Raw genomic sequence first — 22,177 nt, forward strand, 5'->3', positions numbered from 1 at the left:
TATTTTGTTTAACTCAGTATTATATTTATTCATGCTCTGCTTTTGGGATAGATAGTGGTTTGGCGATTACTATCAGATCAAATTCAGAGCATGTTTTCAAGTTTTATTCCTTAAGATCCAACCTATGAGGCTGTGCTAGCTCAAGAGCTTGTGTTCTACCTATTTCAAATTCGGTTAACAATGCAGGAAAATGATGCACATCTTGAAGGTTTTCCCACGCTTTTAAAAAGCCCGTTACATTAATAGCCTCTAGAGGCTTAAATTTTAATTCATCTATAGCTTTTGGCTCGACAGTTAAAGTAGTGCTTTGCTCGTTGTCGCTGTACTTATTAATTAATGCATCGTATGCAGTTAAATTGGTTTGCTCTGTACTAAATATTTTATGAACAGCTCGACCGTGCTTGTCAAAACACTGAATACTTACCATGTTATTTAGCTTAACGGCGAATACACTCGCCCATTTATATAAAAATAGTCTTAGGTCTATTCCACCTGGGTTTATAGCTATCGCCATTTTCTGATTGTTACGCTCAGATGTATAAAGCTTCTCGTAACAACCTTTAATTTCGTTTACAACAAGCTCGTTTCGAGTCATTGCCATCACATGCTCAAGTTTTTTTAAACCTTTAAGTATGCTTTCGATATGGTTTATATCGAGTTTAATTGCGCTAATGCCTACTTGTGCAGCAACTAATTGTGCTTCGGAAGTAGCTAGTTTTAAAGCGGCATCAACCGCTTTAATAGTCGGTTGTTCTACTTTTAAGGCTTGGTATTGATTGAGTAACGTGTTCATTATATGCTCCTAAAAAAGCTGCAACACACCAAATGCTGCAGCAGCAATTTAAAATCTAAAGCTAACTTGGGTTTTAATATTACGACCTACACCGTAATCACCAATTCCACCGCCGGTGCCTGCTATTACCTGGTATTCTTTATCAAATAAATTATCAATAGCGACCCGTGCGTTCCAGCTCTTGTTTATATCCCAACTAGCATTCATTCCTATTAATGTATAACCTTTTTGTTGCTCCTCGTTACCACTAACAAACACAGTACGCTTATCAATATTTTGAATACTAAGGCCTGTTTTAACGGTATCGTCAAAAAAGTTTAAACCAGCATCAAGCGCTAATTTATCAGCAGGTAAATACCACAAAGATTCATTATTTTCGTCCTCTCCTGAAATAGTGCTGTAAGAGAGGTTGGCATAACCAATGGTGTGAGCATAATTAACCTCAAACTCAATACCATCGCGCTGATTGTCGCCAATATTGCTATAACGTGGAGACGGTGAAGGGTTAGTTGTGTTGCTTGTGTCTGATTGAATTTCATCATCCACATCTATATCAAAGTAAATAAAACGAGCCGTTAGCGCATCTCTATTAGTAAACACATTGAGCGTTTGATAACTTACGCCAACTTCTTTATTACTGCTTTTTTCTACTTGCAGGTCTAAAGCCGGATCGCGACCACTGTATTGGTCGTACAATTCATCTATTAATGGTGCTCTAAACCCTTCTTGATAACTTGCAAAAATAGCGAATTGTTTATTTAATTGATAATTAGCTGTAATAGCGGGTACAACTTGAGAGTGCTCTGTTTCGGTATCTAACTCGCTAAATAACGCATTAAAGTTTGAGGTTGCTGTTGTCTTGTATTTTTCAAAACGTAGCCCACCCGTTAGTGTAAGTGCTTGCCATGTAAATTCATCTTGAATGTAAACACCTAAGCGCTTTTGCGTGCCGCCTGGTTGAGACGTTATTTCATCTTGTACAGCATCGTTTGCGTATTCAATACACTCATATGTTTGAAAGTCTAAATTAAGGCAAGGGTAACTTAGCTTTGAGCCAACACGTTCTTTATCTGAATATTGAACCCCATACGTTAAAGTATGTTTATTAAGTACCGAAGTGTTTGCTATATCTAATGTAGCTATGTTGTATTCGTAATTAGAGGCTATGCCAATAAAATCTTTTAACGTACCCGACCCATCGCTCTCAGTAACATGGCTTTGGCTATAACCAAAACGCGCATTTAGATTTACATAAGGGTTATTTGCAGGGTTAAGCTCGTAACTTAAATTAGTAACTGATTGCTCTATGGTTCTATAAACGGTTCCCCACGCACCAGGATCGGTAGTGTTAAACTCAGTTCGTTGGCTGTCTTCACTTTTTGTATAAGAAATCCCTATAAGGGAGTCTTCATTTAAGTAATATTCACCTTTAAGTAATAACGATTCGGCTTCAATACCAGAGTTATCAAGTGTTTCACCATTTGATAATTCAAAATCGTCACTGCTTCTTTTTACATAAGCGGCAACTAAATCAAGTGACTCAGTTGGTCTGGCATAGGCGTAAACTGTACCGTTATTTTCATTATTATTACCATGGTGCCCAAGCTTAACCTTGGCGCCCGCTTTTTCGTTAGGGGCTAAAAAGTCGCTCGCATCTTTAAGCTCCATTTCTACCACGCCACCAAGTGCGCCACCGCCATGTAACACCGTACTTGGTCCGCGCTTTATGCTCACAGAGCGATAAAGTTCAGGGTCTGAAAAAAAGCTACCCATTCTATACTTTTCAAAAGTTTGAATAGCGCCGTCTACACTTATTAATACATCTTCAGCATCACTAAAGCCTCGTACGCTAAATTTTTGACCCCCACTTCTAGGTCCACCCGTTGATGTAACATTAGGAACATTAGTTAGGCTGTCAAATAAAGTACTGGCAAGTACTCGCTCTATTTGTTGTTCGGTAATAACGTTAACTGCTTGGGCTGAATTTAAAGCTGATTTTTCGGTACGCGTAGCTGTTACTGTTACGGCATCTAATGCTGTTACTGGGGTTTGTGTGTCTGAACTGTTTGTTATTTCAGGCTCAGCAGCCATAAGAGGCATTGAAACGCTGGCAATACATAAAGCCAGTTTTGAAAGGCGCATAATTAACTCCATTTATAGTTTTATTTAGTTTAAACACAGCACTTAGTCAGTGTTTAGTTACATAACGCTTTAGCCGTAGCCCCTAGTAACCTAAAGCGGATGCACTATAACAAAATAACACTTAAATGATAATAATTATCACTCGCTTTTAACTAAAATATTTGCAATTTGATATTTTTCTGCTGAAAGTGCCGCTAACAATGCAACAAGATCTCCACTTGGTACTTGCTCATCAACCGCTAAATAAAGAGGAATATCTTGCTTTACTACTTTTAACCCTGCTATGGCGCTACTTAGGGAGTCATATAATTGTTGTTCGAGTCCATATTGTGCTTTGCCATTATGTATACGTACACTTAGTACCTGTACATCAGCCTGTTGCACCGGTGTGCTCGTGTTTTTGCCGGTGTCAGGCAACGTGACATCAAGCATGTTTAATTTTACTGCTGCGGTGAGCAATAAAAACACCAATAAAATAAACAGTACATCTAATAAAGCAGTTAAATCGGGTAATAAAACTGTTTTTGAATTGGTTGTTGGTAGCTCAAGCATGAGGAAGTTCGTTAAATGTAAATTTATAATTTAAGTGATTAATAATTCGCGTAAATTCATTTTGCAGCCCATCAAGTAAACCGTTTAATAATCCACTGGCTAATAAACACGGAATAGCGATAACCAACCCGGCCATAGTTGAATACATAGCTTCCCACAATCCATCTGCTAATAATGCAGGAGTAACGGCTTGATTTGTTTGTGCAATATTTTTAAACATCACCACCAACCCCCATACGGTTCCTAACAATCCCATTAATGGGCTTAAAGAGGCGAGTAAACTAAGCATATTTAATCGCTTACGCCAATTAACTACACAATCTTGCAAATATAATTGGCACCACTGTAAGCGCTGCTCACTGGGTTGTTGTTGCCTGCTTTTAAGTGCGCTTGCAAATTGGCTACTCCCTGCCTTGTGCTGTTGTAACTGCCACTTAGCAAATACAAGTACGTAACTGCGCTCTAGTACAATAGCCAATGCAATTATTGATAAACACAATAATGGCCAAGCCATTACGCCAATGGCATTAAATACAGATTCCATTTGAATACTCTTAATTATGCGTTTAACGAAAACTTAATTGGTACGCTAAACAATGCTTTTATTGGATGGTTGTTTTTTAACACTGGATAAAACTGCCATTGCGCTACATTATTGAGTGCAGCTTTATCAAGCTCAGCAAAACCGCTGCTTTTTAACAGTGTAAGCTTGGCAATTTCGCCATTTTTATTGAGCTCTATTTGCAGCATAGCAATACCTTCGTAACCTCTTTTTTTTGCGCGTAATGGGTAAGATAAAGCCGGTTTTGGCGCTTTAAATAAAGGTAATGTGGCTATTTTTACTAACTGACTCGTTGCAGAGTTTTGCTCACTTAATTTAGCAGCAGAGGACATTGGTGCAGGAGCTTTAACCGAGTCAGCTTTGGTATCTGGTATTTTAGGTTCTGGCGGTTTTTCACTTTGTGCTGAGTTATTTACTACAAGCTCATTTTTAAGTACTACTTCCTGATTAACCATCGGCTTTAATTGCGGTTTTACTTTAGAAAGTTCTTTTTTAATAACAGGCTTAGTTACGGGTTTATCATCTGGCTTCACTACTTTACTTACGTGCTGCTTTTCTCCCGAAAATTCAGTGTTTAGCGTAGGTTTAACTGCTGATACAGGTTGCACACTTGCCTTTGGAGCTGGACTTTGGCTTATAACTGGTTGCGAATTAATCAAATTTATAGATACCCTATCGGCTTTTTGACCTTCTAAAAATGTAATAGGTGTATCCGTTTCGGTTTGTATAAATAAACCAATAAAGTGAATAAGTGCGGAGCAAAAAACAAAAATAATAAACTTCATAACTATTAAATATAAATGATAACTGTTAGTATTTGCATTAACTTATAGTACCAACATCGGATTTGTTATGAAACCCCTATTTGTATATTTAGTCGTCATAAGCTTGTTAACAACAGGTTTAGCAAAAGCTGCTGAGCCAAACCCACAAAGGATCGTTGTATCAGGGGGATCAATAACCGAAATAATCTATGCGCTTGACGAACAAAGCAGAATTGTAGGTGTAGATAGTACAAGTGTATTTCCCGTCGCCGCAAAACAAAAACCACAAATAGGTTACGTACGAAAAATAAGTACCGAGGGCATACTTTCTTTAACCCCAGATCTTGTTTTAGGAGAAGCCGATACAGGCCCTAAAAAAGTAGTTACGCAACTGCAAAGTACGGGCGTTAATATGGTTATTCTTTCAGACGAAGATAATTTTTTAGGTATCGAAAATAAAATAAACCATGTTGCAGAATTACTAAATGTACCTGCTAAAGGTCAAGCCTTAGCAAATAGCTTAAAAGCCGATAGAGACGCACTGCACTATGTTTTATCGCAATCAGATTATAAGCCTCGTGTATTATTTATTTTAAGTGTACGCAGCGGACAACCCATTGTTGCCGGTGCACATACTTCTGCAAATGAATTAATTAACGCCGCTGGCGGTATTAATATAGTCGCCAAGCAATTAGATAACTGGAAACCACTTTCAACCGAAGCGGCATTAGCATTTAATCCCGATGTTATTATTACTATGGGTCGCCATGGCGATGATCCGCTGACCAATATTACTAAGTTAGATCATTTTAAGTTTTCTAATGCGGCTAAAAATAAGCAAGTTTATAGCTTTGATGGGAGCTACTTGCTAGGAATGGGACCACGTACCCCACAAGCAGTAGTAGAGCTTGCAAGCGTATTGCATCCAAAGGCTAAATTGCCTGCAGGTTATAAATTCAGGTTTGCTAAAACATCTGAAACTACGCCTGCGCTAAGTGAGTAAGTAATATGTTGGCACTAGGTAGCACTGTACTAACTCAAAATAAACAGCGAAAAATGGCTATTCCGTGTTTATTTTTAGCCTGTGTTTTAATGTTTTTTATAGCACTTAGCAAAGGAGGCGTTAGCTTAAGTTTTAGCGAAATTATCGCTATTGTTAATAATCTTGAAAGCGACAGTTTAAAAAATGCAATTATTTGGCAAATCCGTTTACCTCGCATTATATTAGCAATGGTAGTAGGAGCCGGATTAGCTGCTTGTGGCGCGGCTATGCAAGCTATTTTTAGAAACCCATTAGCCGATCCTGGGTTAATTGGCGTATCGAGCGGCGCGGCACTCGGCGCGGTAGCAACCATTGTATTAGGCACCACTTTATTTGCTGACTTTAGTAATACACTTGGCGTTTACGCTGTACCTGTTGGTGCGTTTTTTGGATGCATTGCCGTATGCGCATTTATTTATAGATTAAGCGCTCACAGTGGGCAATTTACCATTATTAGCTTATTACTTGCAGGAATAGCCGTAAATGCAATTGTTGGATCATTTATTGGTGGGCTAACTTTAATTAGTAACGAGCAACAACTTCGCGATCTAACATTTTGGAGTATGGGATCACTTGCTGGTAATCATTTTGCAATGATGATCCCCTCGCTTTGTGCAATTATAATTAGCATTGCACTATTAATACGCCTCGCTAAACCACTTAACTTATATTTATTAGGCGAAATGCAGGCCAAGCATTTAGGCATAAACGTTACGCGCCTTAAAAAACAAGTTTTTATCTGCACAGCTTTGTGCACTGGAGCGGCTGTTTCAATAACAGGCATAATTGGGTTTGTTGGCTTTATTGTGCCGCACATAGTGAGATTAATATTAGGACCCGATCATCGGTATTTAATGCCAGCAAGTATTTTAGGCGGTGCATTACTGCTTAGCCTTGCCGATTTATTCGCGCGCACAGTAATGCTTCCAGCAGAACTTCCTATTGGTTTAATTACTAGCGCAATTGGCGGTCCATTCTTTTTACTTATGCTATTAAAAACCTACAAACAAAGGAGCCACTAATGTTGTGCGCTAACAATATATCAGCAAGCGTTGGCTCTAAATGCTTATTAAGTAATGTAGATTTTTATGTAAAACCAAAAGAAGTTGTCGTTATTATTGGGCCAAATGGCGCGGGTAAATCGTCATTATTAAAGGCACTATGCGGCGATATAAAATTAGCACAAGGTAGCATTACACTTAACGATCAACCGCTGCATACATATTCTGTAGAAAGCTTAGCTATGTGCCGCGCAGTGCTCACTCAAAGTTATGAACTCGACTTCCCTTTTACCGTAAATGAAGTTGTTGATATGGCACATTTTGCACACCAAACACAGTTTAGCCAACACGCTTTAAAGGCATTTTCAAACCAAACAATGCAAGCGCTAGGCATTACTCATTTAAAAAATCATACTTTTACGCAGTTATCTGGGGGAGAAAAGCAACGCGTGCAATTAGCCCGCGTACTTTGCCAAATTCAACCTTGTTTAAAAGCAAACAAACCAGCTTATTTATTAATAGACGAGCCAACATCAAGCTTAGATATTTTTCATCAGTACGATGTAATGGCTCAAGCTAAAAGTATTGCACTGCAAGGGGCTGGTGTTATAGCCGTTATACACGACCTGTCATTAGCGGCGAGTTTTGCAGATAGAATTTATATGATCAATAACGGAGTTATTGAAGCAGCAGGCTCACCAAAGGACGTACTAACAACAAAGCGCCTTAAACACGTTTATAATATTAATGCTAAGCTAAATACCAGCTCGCCAAATATGCTCCCCCACATACAAATAAGCTACTAATAAATACACACCTTAAGCACCTATTAAGCTTGTAAAAACACTTGGCGTATGGCTTTGCAGTTACACCAAAAAGTAGATAAGCTGCATACACTTATCTACTTTTTAGCCTTGGAGTGTGTTTTGCTAAATAAGTGTATTGTATCGTCTATCGTTTTTTTATCTGGGTGCTTAATGCCATTACAATCCTCGTTTGCTAAACCCGTGCTTTCTCTTGAACAACAACTTGGACAAAAGCTAATACTCGACTTTCGCTACTTTTGCCAGCAAGGAGTAAGTAATAAATGCCGAACTCCAATGACCGAGTTACCTAATGAGCTTGCCGTCGCTATTGCAAAATACGATATTGGTGGGGTTATTTTATTTTCTGAAAACACCCAATCGATAGAACAAACCATTACGCTTAATAGCCAATTGCAAACAGCTGCAAGTAAGTCCAGTAGTAAGCTGCCGCTATTTATATCTATAGATCAAGAAGGCGGACGTGTAGCACGTTTACCCCGCGATGTTGCTACCTCATTTACCGGTAATATGTCGATTGGCGCAACATACAAAAAACACGGAACAAGCTTTGCGACAAAAACAGCAACTGTTATAGCTAAAGAGCTAAATTCGCTGGGTATCAATGTAAACTACGCACCCACGGTTGATGTAAACATGAACCCCGACAACCCTGTTATTAACGTACGTTCGTTTGGTGAAAACCCAGCATTAGTGAGTAAATTAGGCGCCGCACAGGTTGCAGGATTTGAGAACAACGGCGTTATTACCTCGTTAAAGCACTTTCCAGGCCACGGCGATACAAACGTAGATAGCCATACAGGTTTGCCTAAAGTAAACCATGCAAAAGAGGTTATTTACGAGCAAGATTTAGCACCGTTTAAACATATTATCGCCAAGCAAAATCCAGGCATGATAATGACGGCGCATATTCAATATCCCGCGCTCGATAGCACAACGTTTGTAAGTGTTAATGGCAAAACTATGATAAAACCGGCAACAATGTCGCGCGCAATCATTACTGACATTTTACGTGGTGAGCTTAATTACCAAGGTGTTGTAGTAACCGATGCACTTGATATGGCTGGCATTAGTAACTTTTTCACACCAACTCAAGCGGTAATAAATACGTTTGCGGCTGGGGCTGACATTGCCCTAATGCCCTTTGAAATAAGAACACCGGATGATTTAAACAAGCTCGATGCCCTTATTAAAGAGCTTGTTGCAGCGGTTAAATCAAGCCAACTTGATGAGCAAGAAATAGCACAATCTGCACAGCGTATAATTACACTTAAAAATAAATTTAGATTAAGCACTAATTTTGACCCTATTACCGCGCTCATAAATGCTAAGCAAACAATTGGCAGTGCAGCACATCGTGAAATAGAAGCGCAGCTTGCTGTAGAGGCAATAACGCAAGTTAAAAATAATAACAGTACTTTGCCGCTCAATTTAAAAGCAGGAAGTAATGTTCATATTATTATGCCCGACACGCGTAAATGTATGGCAATGCAGCAAGCGATTGAAGCTATCAGCCAGCAAAAACTAAACTATACCTGTAGCAGCCTACAAGGGTTTAACCCTGAACTCGCAAAAGCACAAATACACGCTGCTGATGTAGTTATAGCCGGCAATGCAACGCCGAATCAAAGTGCAGTAGAAATTGGCGGTATGGATGATTTAAAAGACGATCCTAATTTTGCGCTTAATAATGCAGAGCAGCCAAAAGCACTTGAGTCATTATTAAAAGTGGCAAAAGAGGAAAACAAAAGCACTGTTTTTATAAGCCTAAGAGCCCCTTACGACATTGCTAAATTTGGCGATTATGCAAATGCTGTACTTGCATCGTATGCATATAATATTGATGTAGATAAAAATGATATTGTATCTGGTCCTGCTTTTACCGCACTTGCAAAAGTGTTACTAGGAGAAGCACCGGCTAACGGCGTATTACCTGTCACAATAAAACCGCAAAAGGCGCACTAATATGAAACTCAATTGTGATTTAGGCGAAAGCTTTGGCGCGTGGAAAATGGGGCTAGACGATGACGTAATGCCACATATTGATATGGCTAATATTGCGTGTGGGTTCCATGCAGGTGATGCCGACGTAATGGCAAACACTCTTGTACTTGCCAAGCAGCATAACGTACAAATTGGCGCTCATCCAAGTTATCCAGATAAGCAGGGCTTTGGTAGGCGCTCAATGGTACTTAGCGAAAAAGAGCTTACAAATTGCCTGCATTATCAAATAGCCGCTATTGAAGGGATGGCAAAAGTGCAAGGTTTAACACTTAGCTATGTTAAACCGCACGGCGCACTTTATAACGACATGATGGCTGATGAGCAAATATTACAAACCGTTATAAATGCAATTGCCAGCTACCCAACAGATTTAAAACTAATGGTTTTAGCGACTAAAAATGCCAATAAGCACATTAAAATAGCTAAAGATTCAGGAGTTGAGCTAATACTCGAGGCATTTGCCGACAGACAGTACACCGACGACGGGCATTTAGTTTCACGAAAAATTGAGGGCAGCGTTCATAACAAAGCGGCATTACTAGAGCAAGTTACTCAGCTTTTATCTGATGGTAGCGTGACAACGCAAACAGGAAAAAAACTAACACTCAACGCACATAGCTTATGTGTACATGGCGACAACGCCGATGGCATAGCGCTTATAAAAGATATAAAAGCACTTTGTGAATCAGTAAATTAGGCTTTTATCACAATCCTTAATATAAGCTGTAAACCCCCTTTACAGCTTTAACTCATAGAGTTAAATAAGAGCTTCATCGCATCCTACTGTTAATTTAATAATCCCTAACATATAACTACTTAGCAAATTAAAAAATAACAACAGGGATAAAAATGAAAAAGCTTTTAACACTTAGCCTCGTTTTAGGTTGTAGCAATTTAGCCTACGCTGAAACAAATACTCTACAGCTGCAAGATGTGTTTAATTTAGAATATGCGAATCAGATAGATATAACCGAAGACGGTAAAACCGTTTACTTTGTGCGTAATCGTATGGATATAAAAACAGATCGCAAAGTAGGTAACATTTGGTCTGTTGATTACAAAACTAAACAAATGCAGCCGCTAACCTCTGGCGTGCATATGGATTATTCGCCAGTACTCTCTCCTGATGGTCAACGCCTTGCGTTTATATCAACTCGCGATGGTAGCAGCCAAATATATATAAAATGGCTTAAAACAGGTGCTATGGCAAAAATTAGTAACTTAACCGCTAGCCCACGAGCGATTACATGGAGCCCTGATTCTAACCAATTAATATTTAGCATGTTTGTTCCAAGCGCTACTTCAGCGCCAGTGAGCTTACCGGGTAAACCAAAAGGTGCCACATGGGCAGAGCCTGCTAAATTTATTGATGATGTTTACTACCGTTCAGATGGTGGCGGTTACACACAAAAGGGCTTTAGCCAATTATTTTCGATTGATGCTAATGGTGGTAATGCCACACAACTAACTAATGATGAATTTGATAACGCAGGCGATGTAAGTTTTAGCAACGATGGTAAATCGCTTTATTTTTCTGCAAACAGGCACATAAACAACCAGCTAAAACCCACAAACAGTGAAATCTATCAGCTCGAGTTAGCCGCACAAAATATAACTAAAGTTACAGACCGAAACGGACCTGACGAGCAGCCTAAAGTATCTCCAGATGGTCGCTACTTAGCGTACACAGGTTACGATGATAAACGCACTAACTACGAAAACACTCAGCTTTATATTCGTGATTTTAAAACAGGTAACACAACAAGTTTAACGCCTAATTTTGACCGTAGCGTAGGACAAATAAAATGGAGTGCAAACTCAAAAGGCGTGTACTTTAGCTACGCAGATAAAGGTCAAACTGCCCTCGCCTATCAACCACGCAGTGGCAAGCGTAAAATAATAACAACTCAAATTGGCAGTGTTGCCTTTGGTCGCCCTTATTCTGGTGGCGACTTTGATGTAAGCGAAGATGGCGAAGTAGCCTTTACCCTTGCCGATACTCAGCGCCCTGCAGATATAGCAACTATTAAACGCGGTAAAGCACAGCGCTTAACTACGCTTAATAAAGATGCACTAGGTAGTAAGCAACTCGCCAAAGTGGAAGAAATTTGGATTAAATCAAGTCATGATGAGCTACCTATTCAAGGTTGGATTGCCTACCCGCCAAAATTTGATAGCAGTAAAAAATACCCGCTAATACTAGAAATACATGGTGGTCCAGTAGCTAATTACGGTCCACACTTTAGCGCCGAAATTCAACTGTTTGCAGCCAAAGAAAATGTCGTCTTATACATGAACCCACGTGGCAGCGATTCATACGGTAAAGAGTTTGCACAAACTATTCATCACAATTACCCAAGTAACGATTTTGATGACTTAATGACAGGCGTTGATGCGCTAATAGCGAAAGGCTTTATTGATGAGTCTAAATTGTTTGTAACCGGAGGCTCTGGCGGCGGTGTATTAACAGCTTGGATTGTAGGTCATACCGATCGCTTTGCTGCAGCTGTAGTTGCTAAGCCTGTTATTAATTGGATCAGCTTTGTACTAACTGCCGATTTTTACCCGTTTTTTGCTGATTACTGGTTTCCAGGAAAACCATGGGATCACATTGAGCATTACATGAAGCGCTCACCTATTAGCTATGTTGGTAACGTTAAAACCCCTACTATGTTGCTCACTGGAGAATCTGACTACCGTACACCAATTTCAGAAACTGAGCAGTTTTATCAAGCATTAAAACTACAAGGTGTTGATACTGCAATGGTGCGTATTCCTAATGCATCGCATGGTATTACAACCCGCCCATCAAACTTAATGACCAAAGTTGCCTATATTCAATGGTGGTTTGATAAACACACTAAATAGTTAAAATTACATTTTTTACTCTTTAATTAAATAGTAAAAACAGAAAAGCCACTTTATTTTAAGTGGCTTTTTTATGGTCATAAAACTGTAAAGGGGGTTTACAGTTTTATCATATTAATTAATTTAAATAAGTATAACCTCAAATACAAGATTCAATATGTAGTTGAGTTGGTAAAATTTCGGTTTATAGCGTTTTAACAACTTTGAGTTGGTAAAAAATCGGTTTGAGCTACTGTTTATAGCCTTTCAGTTAGTAAAATGTTGTTTTGTGACGTAGCTAAGTTAGTAAAAAATCGGTTTATAAATTTAGTATTTTAAAGCCATAAACTAAAAATCAGTAACTTATCGATATTTTTTAAGCTATTTGGCACTATTTTACTTCCTATATAAGCCGAAAATGGGGTTTACAGTAAGGTTAGTTAAACTCTGATCTAAAAATCGCCTACGTTAGTTAAATCGTGATCCAACAAGAGTCATGTTAGTTAAAATCTGATCTCATAATGATTAAAACAATAAAAAAGGGCCTAATGGCCCTTGAGTAACACTATCTAGTTAGGAAGTTAAAATTGATTCATGGTGTTATCTTCACCACCGGCTTTTAGCGCGTTATCACCAGAAAAATACTCTTTGTGTGTATCGCCCATATTAGATCCCGCTAAGTCTTGGTGTTTAACCGATGCTTGTTCACGACGAATCTCTTGGCGCTGTACATCACGTACATAAGCTAGCATTCCCATATCGCCAAAGTAACCCTCAGATAAAATATCAGTGCTTAATGCTGCTGTATGGTATGTAGGTAAGGTTATTAAGTGGTGAAAAATACCGGCTTCACGTGCACCATCACGCTGGAAGTTTTGCACTAATAAGTCGGCAGCTTGCGCAAGCTCTGTTGCATCCATTTCTGGTGCCATAAGCCCTTTATTATCAGTAATACTTGGGTAAGCGCTAAGATCACGACCTTCATCAGCCCATTCTTGGTAAACTTGCTCACGAAACTTAAGCGTCCAGTTAAACGAAGGTGAGTTGTTGTATACCAGTTTTGCATTTGGTACGTGCTCTTTAACCCGATTTACCAGCTCTGCTATTTGTTTAACATGCGGTTTTTCTGTTTCAATCCACAGTAAATCGGCGCCCGACTGCAAGCTCGTAATACAATCTAGTACTACGCGGTCTTTTTCTGTGCCCTCGCGGAACTGAAATAAGCCGTTATCTAGGCGAGTTGGTTTACATAGCTGACCATTAATTTTCATTGCTGTGTCGCCTTCATTTAAATCATCAACACCGTTAATTGGTGTGGTTTCTAAAAATGCATTGTACTGGCTTGCTAAGTCACCTGGTGTTTGCGACACCGGTACTTTTTGAGTAAGGCTGGCACCTAATGAATCAGTACGCGCCACAATAATACCGTTATCAATACCGAGTTCTAAAAAGGCGTAACGTACTGCGTTAATTTTTGCTAAAAAATCCTCATGCGGCACAGTAACTTTACCTGCTTGGTGACCACATTGTTTAGCGTCAGATACTTGGTTTTCTATTTGAATTGCACATGCACCGGCTTCAATCATTTTTTTAGCCAGTAAGTAAGTTGCTTCTTCGTTACCAAAACCGGCATCAATATCAGCAATGATTGGCACAACATGGGTTTCAAAGTTATCTATTTTATCAATAACAGCTTTAACATCACCGCCACTTGCTTTTGCCGCATCTAGATCGTTAAACAAGTGGTCTAATTCACGTGCATCGGCTTGCTTTAAAAATGTGTAAATTTCTTCAATTAGCGCAGGTACCGATGTTTTTTCGTGCATGCTTTGATCAGGTAGTGGACCAAATGCAGAGCGAAGCGCTGCAACCATCCAACCACTTAAGTATACATAGCTGCGTTTAGTTGTTTTTTGATGGCGCTTAATAGCCATCATCATCTGCTGTGCAGTAAAACCGTGCCAACACCCTAAAGACTGTGTGTATAGGCTTGTATCGGCGTCGTATGCAGCCATATCTTCACGCATTACATCTGCTGTGTATTGCGCAATATCAATCCCAGTTCGAAAACGGTTTTGTAAACGCATACGGCTTGCGTATTCAGGGTTAATGGCTTTCCATGCGCTGCCTTGTGATTGGCAAAGAGTAGAAAGTGTGTCTGTTTCGCGTTGATATGTTGTCATAATAAAATCCTTCGAACGAGTGTGTAAATTATTTTAATGTTGTGAGAGTGGCTAGGAGTGTGTGCTCCGTAGCGCTTAATTCAACATTAGGCTCCTTTTCTAGATTTAGTAAATTTATAGTTGTTATTGTGGCTATACATTTTGTGAATGGCTAAAAAGCACTCAACATTGCCTTTTTGAGTTATTGTTGACTTAACGCACAAGCGCACAACAACACAGCGACCGTTTAAGGAAGGCAATTATGACCCACACTCTCACACACTCAGGTTTAAGCGTAGACACACAACTCGCTGACTTTGTTAAAAACCAATTATTACCTGGCACCCATTTAAATGAGCAGCAGTTTTGGCAAAGCTTTGCCAGCATTGTGCAAACACTTACCCCTATAAACAATGAGCTCCTTGAAAAGCGCGAGTTACTACAACAACAAATAGATAACTATCATTTAGCGAATAAAACGTGGGATAGCGTTAAGTACCATGCCTTTTTGCAAGATATTGGCTACATAGTAAAAGAGCCTGCCAACTTTGAGATTGAAACCCAAAATGTAGAGCCCGAAGTAGCTCTTACAGCAGGTCCTCAGTTGGTTGTGCCTGTAAGCAACGCACGCTTTGCACTTAATGCCGCTAACGCGCGTTGGGGTTCGTTATACGATGCCTTATACGGTACCGATGTACTAAGCGAAGATGATGGTGCAGAAAAAGGCAATACCTACAATCCAGTGCGTGGCTTTAAAGTAATGGCTTACTCTCGCCAGTTTTTAGATAAAGCACTGCCACTTAAAAATGGGTCGCATATAGAAAGTACTAACTACTCAGTAGTTGATGGCGCACTATCAATCACTTTACGAGATAGCTCTCAAACTACATTAGCTAACCCATCGCAACTTATAGGTTATCAAGGTGAAGCGCAAAACCCCACTGTAGTACTACTAAAAAACAATGATTTACACATAGAGCTACACATTGATCATCACCATCTTATTGGTCAAGCAGATAAAGCCGGTTTAAAAGATGTAGTACTAGAAGCAGCACTGACAACTATTATGGATTGTGAAGATTCGGTAGCAGCGGTCGACGCAGAAGATAAAGTACAAGTTTATAAAAACTGGCTTGGTTTAATGCAAGGTAACTTAGTTGAATCGTTTAAAAAAGGTGATAAAACAATAGAGCGCACACTTCAAAATGACCGAATATACACCGCGCTCGATGGTGGAACGGTTACTTTAAAAGGTCGCAGCATGATGTTTGTAAGAAACGTTGGGCATTTAATGACTAACCCTGCGATTACCGACCTACACGGCAAACCGGTATTTGAAGGTATTATGGACGCCATGTTTACTGCAACTGCGGCATTGCATGACCTAAATAAAAAAACAGGTATAAAAAACTCAAGCGCGCAAAGTATTAATATAGTAAAACCCAAAATGCATGGTCCTGAAGAAGTTGCGTTTACTAACACTTTATTTAGCCATGTAGAAGAAGCGCTAAGCCTGCCTAAAAACACGCTTAAAATGGGCATTATGGATGAAGAACGCCGTACATCTGTAAACCTAAAAGCCTGTATTTATGCAGCAAAAGAGCGTGTTGTATTTATAAATACCGGATTTTTGGATAGAACAGGCGACGAAATTCATACCTCTATGCAAGCGGGCGTTGTGCTTCCAAAAGCACAGATTAAACAGCAACCATGGATACAAGCATATGAGGATCGTAATGTTGATATAGGTCTTGCCTGTGGCTTAAGCCATAAAGCACAAATTGGTAAAGGTATGTGGCCAATGCCAGATAAAATGGCATTAATGATGGAGCAAAAATTAGCACATCCTAAATCGGGGGCTAATACAGCATGGGTGCCCTCCCCTACTGCGGCTACGCTTCATGCAATGCATTATCACGATGTAAATGTATTTACTGAGCAGCAAAGTATAGCTAAACGTACTATTGCTAGCCTTAATGACCTGCTTACACCGCCGTTAATAGCAGATGCTAAAACGCTTTCAAAAGAAGATATTCAAAGTGAGCTTGAAAACAACGCACAAGGCATTATGGGTTATGTTGTTCGTTGGATTGATCAAGGCGTAGGCTGCTCAAAAGTACCTGACATTAATCATATTGGGCTAATGGAAGATAGAGCAACACTGCGAATTTCGAGCCAGCACATGGCTAATTGGCTGCTTCATGGCGTTTGCACTGAGGCACAAATAAAATCAACAATGGCTAAAATGGCAAAAGTGGTAGATGGCCAAAACGAGTACGACAATGCCTATACTCCAATGGCAACAAACGAAAAAACACTTGCTAATAGCATTGCGTTTCAAGCAGCTACGGCACTGGTTTTAGAAGGCGTAACACAACCGAGTGGTTACACCGAGCCATTACTACATAGTTACCGTATAAAATATAAAGCACAAAAAACGAATACGCTTTAACTGCTTAACCAAGTAACTAAAGTTCAAGTTAAGTACTAAACCAGCTTTTAAGCTGGTTTTTTATCGCCTAAAATTAAAATAACAGCACTTTTATGACATTTTTAAAATATATATTCAAATAAACATAACGAGCATGAATATTTAACATTTATTCAAACGCAAAAAAGCGCGTTTTGCATACACAAAACACGCTTTTTTATAGTTTTAACAGCTTAGGTTTAGTTTTTTATAATCGCATTGTGATAAATATTTTGTACATCGTCACAATCTTCAAGCATATTTATAAACTTATCAAAATTAGCAATAACGTCTTCATCTTCAATTTCAATATTAACTTGAGGAATAAACGTAATTTCGTCTACTTCAAAGTTAATGCCTTCAAATGCGCCTTCAAGAGCTGTTTTAGCTTTAAAGTATTCTGTTGGTGGTGCAAATACCGACACTTTACCGTCCTCGGCTTCAACATCGCTTACATCAACATCTGCCATCATTAAGGCTTCTAATACAACTTCGTCGTCATCGCCCGCAAAGCCAAGTACCGCATAATGATCAAACATATGTGCTACACAACCAGGTGTGCCAATTTTTGAGTCTGTTTTAGTAAAGGGTAAGCGTACGTCTTTAATAGTACGATTTGGATTGTCGGTTAAACAATCAACAATAACCATGCAATTACCAGGGCCATAACCTTCGTATCGTGCAACAGAGTAATCTTCCCCTGCTCCACCGGCTGCTTTCTCAATTGCTTTTTCGATAACGTGCGCGGGAACTTGATCTTTTTTTGCTTTTTCGATTAGGCGGCGCAGTGTTTGATTTACTTCTGGATCGGGTTCGCCATTTTTTGCAGCAACGTAAATCTCTTTACCATATCTTGAGTTTACTTTTGTTTTTGCATTAGCCGTTTTGATCATAGAACTTTGACGAACTACAAATGCTCTGCCCATTTTGTGCCTCTAATGAATACGTTACGTTTTGCGGTATTTTACCAACTCAAAACGTATAGGGCTAGCTCTGCAATGGGCAAAACTTGATTAATAAAAACTTTTATAACTACATACTTATTTCAGAATAAATGAAATAGCACGCTATTTAACATAACTCTATTTTTTCTGAATAACTATCGACTAATCCCACTAATTCAAAAAAGTCATGTAAAACGTAATCAGCTTGAGCTGCATAAGTTGGCGTTATTTCTGGAGCATATAAACACGCGCGCATATTTGCATTATGTGCAGCTTGAATATCGTAAAGGTAATCGCCCACATATAATAAATTTTCAACACTAATATTCCAAAGTGTGGCAATTGCATTTAAAGCACTTGGATCTGGTTTTGCCGGTGCATCACTTCTTGTTAAAACAGTATTAATAGGCAGTGGATTATTTTGCAGCTTAATTGCAGCTGCCTTATCAAAATTACGAGTGACAATAGCCATAGGGATTCCTCTGGCTTTTAATGCTTCTACCGCTTCGCTTACGCCAGGTAAAATACGAGCATGCTGCGCATCAACTAATTCGTGCTGATGAACTATATTCATTGCCTCTTCGCGCATATAAGGGGAAGGAAGCTGTGCAATGTAATCAAGTAAATCTTGTTCACTTGGGCAACCAATTTGTGCCTTTATTAGTGAAAAATCTAATTCAGAAGATACTAAGGTCCCATCTAAATCAAAAATAACACCATAAATAGCTTCTATCTGAGTGGTCATATCAATCCTTGAATTTTATAGTAATCAATTAAATATACTTTAAACATAAAATGCTCTACTGCTTATACCCAACTAATGGGAATAAATGACACCAATTATATTTTTAATAATGCGATAAACACATCAATCTATTGATAATAAACTAAAAATAAAAAGTTTAGTCCATATTTATAGATTGCGCAAAACAAGGGAAATATACAATACTAAACACTTAAAATTTACGTAAATTTACATATAACAGATCAATTATGAACATGACTTAAATGGAAGAAAAAAAATGCGCGTATATTTAATATACGCGCATTATGAGGAAGGTATTAGTTAACTAATTATTAACTTTACTCAAAGCGAGCTTCAAGCCAAGTATCATCTTGAGCAAAGTTTAAAGTTTTAATTTTACCTTTGCCCTCAACATTAACCATATTTACTTGAGACGGCCACAAATCACGCAGTGCACCATTACTCATTCTAATCCCTTCAATATCTTTAGGGATCGGCGCTTCTTGGTAAACCCAAAAAAACTTACCATCAACTTGTGCTCCTACAAAGTTAAGCGGTAAAGGTTTACCATTTAACGTTTGTAATGCCACATGTGATTCAACATACTTAGCAAAGCGTTGCTGATCGTCTTTATTATTAATGATATCGATTTTGCCTTTAAACAATGTTCCTACGGCATGTTCGGTATCGTGTAAATAAAAACGATGCATTAACTCAATGTTGTGCGTACGTTTATTAAAAAGCACCGTTGTAACTGACGATTTTAGCTGATGCGCCATGCTCGGCGCAGCAACTAAAAAACAAACAACAATAAGCAAAAAGCGCATTATTGCTGCTCCTCACCGTCATCCTTTTCGTCTTCTTTCTCATCGCTTTTAAGCTCAGTTTTAATATCTTGCATGATATCGCGACTCACTTTAGCTTTACTCTTTTCCTTTTTAAACACTTCGATACGTGAAGGAATAATGCGGCGTGGGTAGTTATTGTTTTCAACATCTACGTCAGCTGTTTCCCAACCTGAATCGACAGTAACCGATACAAGCGGTTTGTTTTTATCAGTAATAATTAGCTTTTGAACGTTTTTGTAATTACGACGCCAAATTTCAGCTGGAATGTAACGATCTTCTTTGCTGCCATCTTCATATGTTAACTCAAGCAAAATAGGCATTACCAAACCACCAAGGTTTGAGAATTCCATTACATAATAGTTTTTATCTTCTTCTAAAGCACGTTCAAGCGTTTTGCGCTCCCACGGCTCAAGCCCTTTTAAAAACTTGTTGTACGAGTTACGTTCTTTATTAGTTACAGTAAAGCGATCGTTCTCATCATAAAAATCGGTAACATCAGGATTTTGCTCAACCCATGTTTTTTTACCTTGTGCGCGGTTACGCTCAACAAATAACGATGTAGGTTTGTCTGCTTCAATATCACGTAGACGGTTGTAATCAATATCAGGGTTTTTAGTATCTAAGCGCAATTGATACACTTTATCTACAGAGATATCTACATGGTCTGTGGTGTAAAACCAACCACGCCAAAACCAATCTAAATCAACACCCGATGCTTCTTCCATAGTACGGAAAAAATCTGCTGGGGTAGGGCGCTTGTATTTCCAACGCTGAGCATACTCTTTAAAAGCAAAGTCGAATAAATCACGACCTAAAATAACTTCACGTAAAATATTAAGTGCTGCAGCAGGTTTAGTATAAGCATTAGGACCTAAACGTAGTACGCTGTCTGACTGAGTCATAATTGGCACTTGGTTTTGTGACTTCATATAGCTCACGATATCGCGAGGCTCAACGCCCCAAGGAATAGTAGGATCCCATTCACGACCAGCAACGCCATCTAAAAAGCTATTTAAGCCTTCATCCATCCACGTCCATTGGCGTTCATCTGAGTTAACAATCATTGGAAAATAAATATGACCCACTTCATGAATAACTACGCCAAGTAAAAAGCGTTTTTCAGCTTGAGAATAAGTACGTGTGCCATCATCTTGTAGCTTAGTGCGCGGACCATTAAAGGTAATCATTGGGTATTCCATACCGCCAACAGGGCCATTAACAGATTGAGCTGTTGGATATGGATAATCAAAAGAATACTTAGAGTACACTTCCATTGTGTGTACTACCGCTTCAGTTGAGTACTTCTCCCATAAGTCGCCACCTTCTTTAGGGAAAAACGACATAGCCATAACTAAAGGCTGAACGTCACCACCTTGTTGATAGCCTTTTGCATCCCACATAAACTTACGAGAAGACGCCCAAGCAAAGTCACGTACGTTTTGCGCTTTAAAGTGCCACGTTTTAGTTTTGTCAGTGCCTTCTTTTTCGTTTTCTAGCGCTTCTTCTGCGTTAACAATAAATACAGGGCGCTTAGATGTCTCAGCTTCTTTTAAACGTTTACGCTGAGTACTTGTAAGTACTTTGCTCGCGTTATCAAGCTTACCAGTAGCCGATACAATGTGATCTGCAGGAACGGTAATTTCTACATCGTAATCACCAAACTCAAGCGTAAATTCACCAGAACCCAAAAATGGTTTGTTTGTCCATGCTTCATAATCGGTATAAGCGGCTAAGCGAGGGAACCACTGAGCAATTAAGAATATGTCGTTGCCATCTTCTTCAAAATGCTCGTAACCAGAACGTGCACCTACAGCATCTTCTTCAACAATGTTGAAGGCGAAGTTCATGCTAAATTCTACTTCTTTACCTGGTTTTAATGGCTCGTTTAAATCAACGCGCATTAAAGTATCAACAACAGTTACGCGTAACTCTTTGCCGTCTTCGTCTTTAACACCACTAATGGTGTAACCAAGTTCGTTGTCGCTCATAAATTGCTGACGACGTAGCTCACCTAAACTTAATTTAGCTGGTTTTTGAGCTGGTAAGCTTTCTAAAGTGCTTTTAAATGTTTTTGTTGTTTCGGCAATTGAATCACTTTTAAAAATATTTTGATCTAACTGTAACCATAAATATTTAAGCGTATGCGGTGAGTTATTTTTATATTCAATATTTTGGCTACCGGTAATACGATGCTTTTTTTCATCTAGCTTTACATCAATATCGTAATTAACACGTTGCTGCCAGTATTTTTCACCTGGTTCGCCAGCCGCACTACGGTAAACATTTGGTGTTGGCAAAGCTTCATCAAGTTGACGAAACTTATCAACATAAGAACCTTTTGTTTGCTCAACTGAAGACGCCATAACTGCACTCGACATTGCCAATGGCAATACAAAAGCGCTCAGCGTAAGAACTGTTTTTTTCATTGTTAGTCCTGATAGATTTTAGTAGGCGTACTTTGACAAAATAATGACTAT

17 protein-coding genes are annotated in these 22,177 nt (G+C 39.0%); 7 read left to right on the forward strand and 10 right to left on the reverse strand.

The genetic code is table 11. The features are described 5' to 3' along the window. Positions 1-103: 103 nt before the first annotated feature. The 5 genes from I6F65_RS17870 to I6F65_RS17890 all read right to left on the reverse strand — a co-directional run bounded on the left by I6F65_RS17870 (position 104) and on the right by I6F65_RS17890 (position 4,834). Complete coding sequence (locus tag I6F65_RS17870; RefSeq protein ID WP_197114212.1) at positions 104-793, reverse strand: ChuX/HutX family heme-like substrate-binding protein; 690 nt, start codon at positions 791-793, stop codon at positions 104-106. A 48-nt stretch (positions 794-841) separates the two neighbouring features. Further along, positions 842-2,935, reverse strand: coding sequence for a TonB-dependent receptor (locus tag I6F65_RS17875; protein WP_197114214.1), 2,094 nt, complete (start codon positions 2,933-2,935; stop codon positions 842-844). Positions 2,936-3,073: 138 nt separating this feature from the next. Next, positions 3,074-3,487, reverse strand: coding sequence for a biopolymer transporter ExbD (locus I6F65_RS17880; protein ID WP_166112742.1), 414 nt, complete (start codon positions 3,485-3,487; stop codon positions 3,074-3,076). Beyond that, positions 3,480-4,031 (reverse strand): MotA/TolQ/ExbB proton channel family protein, encoded by a 552-nt coding sequence (locus tag I6F65_RS17885; protein ID WP_166112745.1) that lies wholly within the window; start codon positions 4,029-4,031, stop codon positions 3,480-3,482. Before I6F65_RS17885 ends, I6F65_RS17880 begins: the two co-directional genes overlap by 8 nt. Positions 4,032-4,045: 14 nt before the next feature. Beyond that, the gene (locus I6F65_RS17890; RefSeq protein ID WP_166112748.1) at positions 4,046-4,834 is read right to left on the reverse strand and encodes an energy transducer TonB; all 789 of its coding nucleotides are present in this window, start codon (positions 4,832-4,834) and stop codon (positions 4,046-4,048) included. A gap of 67 nt (positions 4,835-4,901) precedes the next feature. Between I6F65_RS17890 and I6F65_RS17895 the strand changes: the two genes are divergently transcribed. The 6 genes from I6F65_RS17895 to I6F65_RS17920 all read left to right on the forward strand — a co-directional run bounded on the left by I6F65_RS17895 (position 4,902) and on the right by I6F65_RS17920 (position 12,552). Then, positions 4,902-5,816, forward strand: a complete 915-nt coding sequence (locus tag I6F65_RS17895; protein ID WP_197114216.1) for a hemin ABC transporter substrate-binding protein — start codon at positions 4,902-4,904, stop codon at positions 5,814-5,816. 5 nt (positions 5,817-5,821) lie between these two features. After that, positions 5,822-6,877 carry an iron ABC transporter permease gene (locus I6F65_RS17900; RefSeq protein ID WP_197114218.1) on the forward strand — a complete coding sequence of 352 codons (1,056 nt, stop codon included), beginning with the start codon at positions 5,822-5,824 and terminating at the stop codon, positions 6,875-6,877. Further along, positions 6,877-7,662 (forward strand): heme ABC transporter ATP-binding protein, encoded by a 786-nt coding sequence (locus tag I6F65_RS17905; RefSeq protein WP_166112757.1) that lies wholly within the window; start codon positions 6,877-6,879, stop codon positions 7,660-7,662. The genes I6F65_RS17900 and I6F65_RS17905 overlap by 1 nt, the downstream gene beginning before the upstream one ends. A 171-nt stretch (positions 7,663-7,833) precedes the next feature. Further along, positions 7,834-9,645 (forward strand): glycoside hydrolase family 3 protein, encoded by a 1,812-nt coding sequence (locus tag I6F65_RS17910; RefSeq protein WP_166112760.1) that lies wholly within the window; start codon positions 7,834-7,836, stop codon positions 9,643-9,645. A 1-nt stretch (position 9,646) separates the two neighbouring features. After that, complete coding sequence (locus I6F65_RS17915) at positions 9,647-10,381, forward strand: 5-oxoprolinase subunit PxpA (protein ID WP_166112763.1); 735 nt, start codon at positions 9,647-9,649, stop codon at positions 10,379-10,381. A 152-nt stretch (positions 10,382-10,533) separates the two neighbouring features. Beyond that, the gene (locus I6F65_RS17920; RefSeq protein WP_197114220.1) at positions 10,534-12,552 is read left to right on the forward strand and encodes a S9 family peptidase; all 2,019 of its coding nucleotides are present in this window, start codon (positions 10,534-10,536) and stop codon (positions 12,550-12,552) included. Positions 12,553-13,112: 560 nt separating this feature from the next. Here the strand turns inward: I6F65_RS17920 and I6F65_RS17925 are convergent. After that, positions 13,113-14,714 carry an isocitrate lyase gene (locus tag I6F65_RS17925; RefSeq protein ID WP_166112768.1) on the reverse strand — a complete coding sequence of 534 codons (1,602 nt, stop codon included), beginning with the start codon at positions 14,712-14,714 and terminating at the stop codon, positions 13,113-13,115. Between the two features lie 241 nt (positions 14,715-14,955). On the opposite strand from I6F65_RS17925, the gene I6F65_RS17930 reads away from it, so the two are divergent. After that, a complete protein-coding gene (locus I6F65_RS17930) occupies positions 14,956-17,145 on the forward strand; it encodes a malate synthase G (RefSeq protein ID WP_197114222.1) in 2,190 nt (729 codons plus the stop codon). Positions 17,146-17,363: 218 nt separating this feature from the next. On the opposite strand, the gene I6F65_RS17935 is transcribed toward I6F65_RS17930, so the two are convergent. The 4 genes from I6F65_RS17935 to I6F65_RS17950 form a co-directional block, all read right to left on the reverse strand. Then, positions 17,364-18,089, reverse strand: a complete 726-nt coding sequence (locus I6F65_RS17935) for a YebC/PmpR family DNA-binding transcriptional regulator (RefSeq protein ID WP_024613112.1) — start codon at positions 18,087-18,089, stop codon at positions 17,364-17,366. Positions 18,090-18,234: 145 nt separating this feature from the next. Next, positions 18,235-18,852 (reverse strand): HAD family hydrolase, encoded by a 618-nt coding sequence (locus I6F65_RS17940; protein WP_024613113.1) that lies wholly within the window; start codon positions 18,850-18,852, stop codon positions 18,235-18,237. 338 nt (positions 18,853-19,190) lie between these two features. Then, on the reverse strand, positions 19,191-19,679 hold the full coding sequence (locus I6F65_RS17945; protein ID WP_166112774.1) for a DUF6702 family protein: 489 nt from the start codon (positions 19,677-19,679) through the stop codon (positions 19,191-19,193). Then, positions 19,679-22,126: a M1 family metallopeptidase gene (locus tag I6F65_RS17950; RefSeq protein ID WP_197114224.1), complete on the reverse strand. Its 2,448-nt coding sequence runs from the start codon at positions 22,124-22,126 to the stop codon at positions 19,679-19,681. The genes I6F65_RS17945 and I6F65_RS17950 overlap by 1 nt, the downstream gene beginning before the upstream one ends. Between the last annotated feature and the right edge of the window lie 51 nt (positions 22,127-22,177).

Origin of the sequence: Pseudoalteromonas sp. SWXJZ94C (assembly GCF_015864385.1) — a bacterium.
GTDB lineage: Bacteria > Pseudomonadota > Gammaproteobacteria > Enterobacterales > Alteromonadaceae > Pseudoalteromonas.

Bases quoted from the DNA above. Each gene is read 5' to 3' on its own strand.
- I6F65_RS17915 (WP_166112763.1), top strand. From the start codon at position 9,647: ATGAAACTCAATTGTGATTTAGGCGAAAGCTTTGGCGCGTGGAAAATG.
- I6F65_RS17885 (WP_166112745.1), bottom strand. From the start codon at position 4,031: ATGGAATCTGTATTTAATGCCATTGGCGTAATGGCTTGGCCATTATTG.
- I6F65_RS17930 (WP_197114222.1), top strand. From the start codon at position 14,956: ATGACCCACACTCTCACACACTCAGGTTTAAGCGTAGACACACAACTC.
- I6F65_RS17925 (WP_166112768.1), bottom strand. From the start codon at position 14,714: ATGACAACATATCAACGCGAAACAGACACACTTTCTACTCTTTGCCAA.
- I6F65_RS17935 (WP_024613112.1), bottom strand. From the start codon at position 18,089: ATGGGCAGAGCATTTGTAGTTCGTCAAAGTTCTATGATCAAAACGGCT.
- I6F65_RS17920 (WP_197114220.1), top strand. From the start codon at position 10,534: ATGAAAAAGCTTTTAACACTTAGCCTCGTTTTAGGTTGTAGCAATTTA.
- I6F65_RS17950 (WP_197114224.1), bottom strand. From the start codon at position 22,126: ATGAAAAAAACAGTTCTTACGCTGAGCGCTTTTGTATTGCCATTGGCA.
- I6F65_RS17905 (WP_166112757.1), top strand. From the start codon at position 6,877: ATGTTGTGCGCTAACAATATATCAGCAAGCGTTGGCTCTAAATGCTTA.
- I6F65_RS17890 (WP_166112748.1), bottom strand. From the start codon at position 4,834: ATGAAGTTTATTATTTTTGTTTTTTGCTCCGCACTTATTCACTTTATT.
- I6F65_RS17945 (WP_166112774.1), bottom strand. From the start codon at position 19,679: ATGCGCTTTTTGCTTATTGTTGTTTGTTTTTTAGTTGCTGCGCCGAGC.
- I6F65_RS17940 (WP_024613113.1), bottom strand. From the start codon at position 18,852: ATGACCACTCAGATAGAAGCTATTTATGGTGTTATTTTTGATTTAGAT.
- I6F65_RS17910 (WP_166112760.1), top strand. From the start codon at position 7,834: ATGCCATTACAATCCTCGTTTGCTAAACCCGTGCTTTCTCTTGAACAA.
- I6F65_RS17875 (WP_197114214.1), bottom strand. From the start codon at position 2,935: ATGCGCCTTTCAAAACTGGCTTTATGTATTGCCAGCGTTTCAATGCCT.
- I6F65_RS17870 (WP_197114212.1), bottom strand. From the start codon at position 793: ATGAACACGTTACTCAATCAATACCAAGCCTTAAAAGTAGAACAACCG.
- I6F65_RS17900 (WP_197114218.1), top strand. From the start codon at position 5,822: ATGTTGGCACTAGGTAGCACTGTACTAACTCAAAATAAACAGCGAAAA.
- I6F65_RS17880 (WP_166112742.1), bottom strand. From the start codon at position 3,487: ATGCTTGAGCTACCAACAACCAATTCAAAAACAGTTTTATTACCCGAT.
- I6F65_RS17895 (WP_197114216.1), top strand. From the start codon at position 4,902: ATGAAACCCCTATTTGTATATTTAGTCGTCATAAGCTTGTTAACAACA.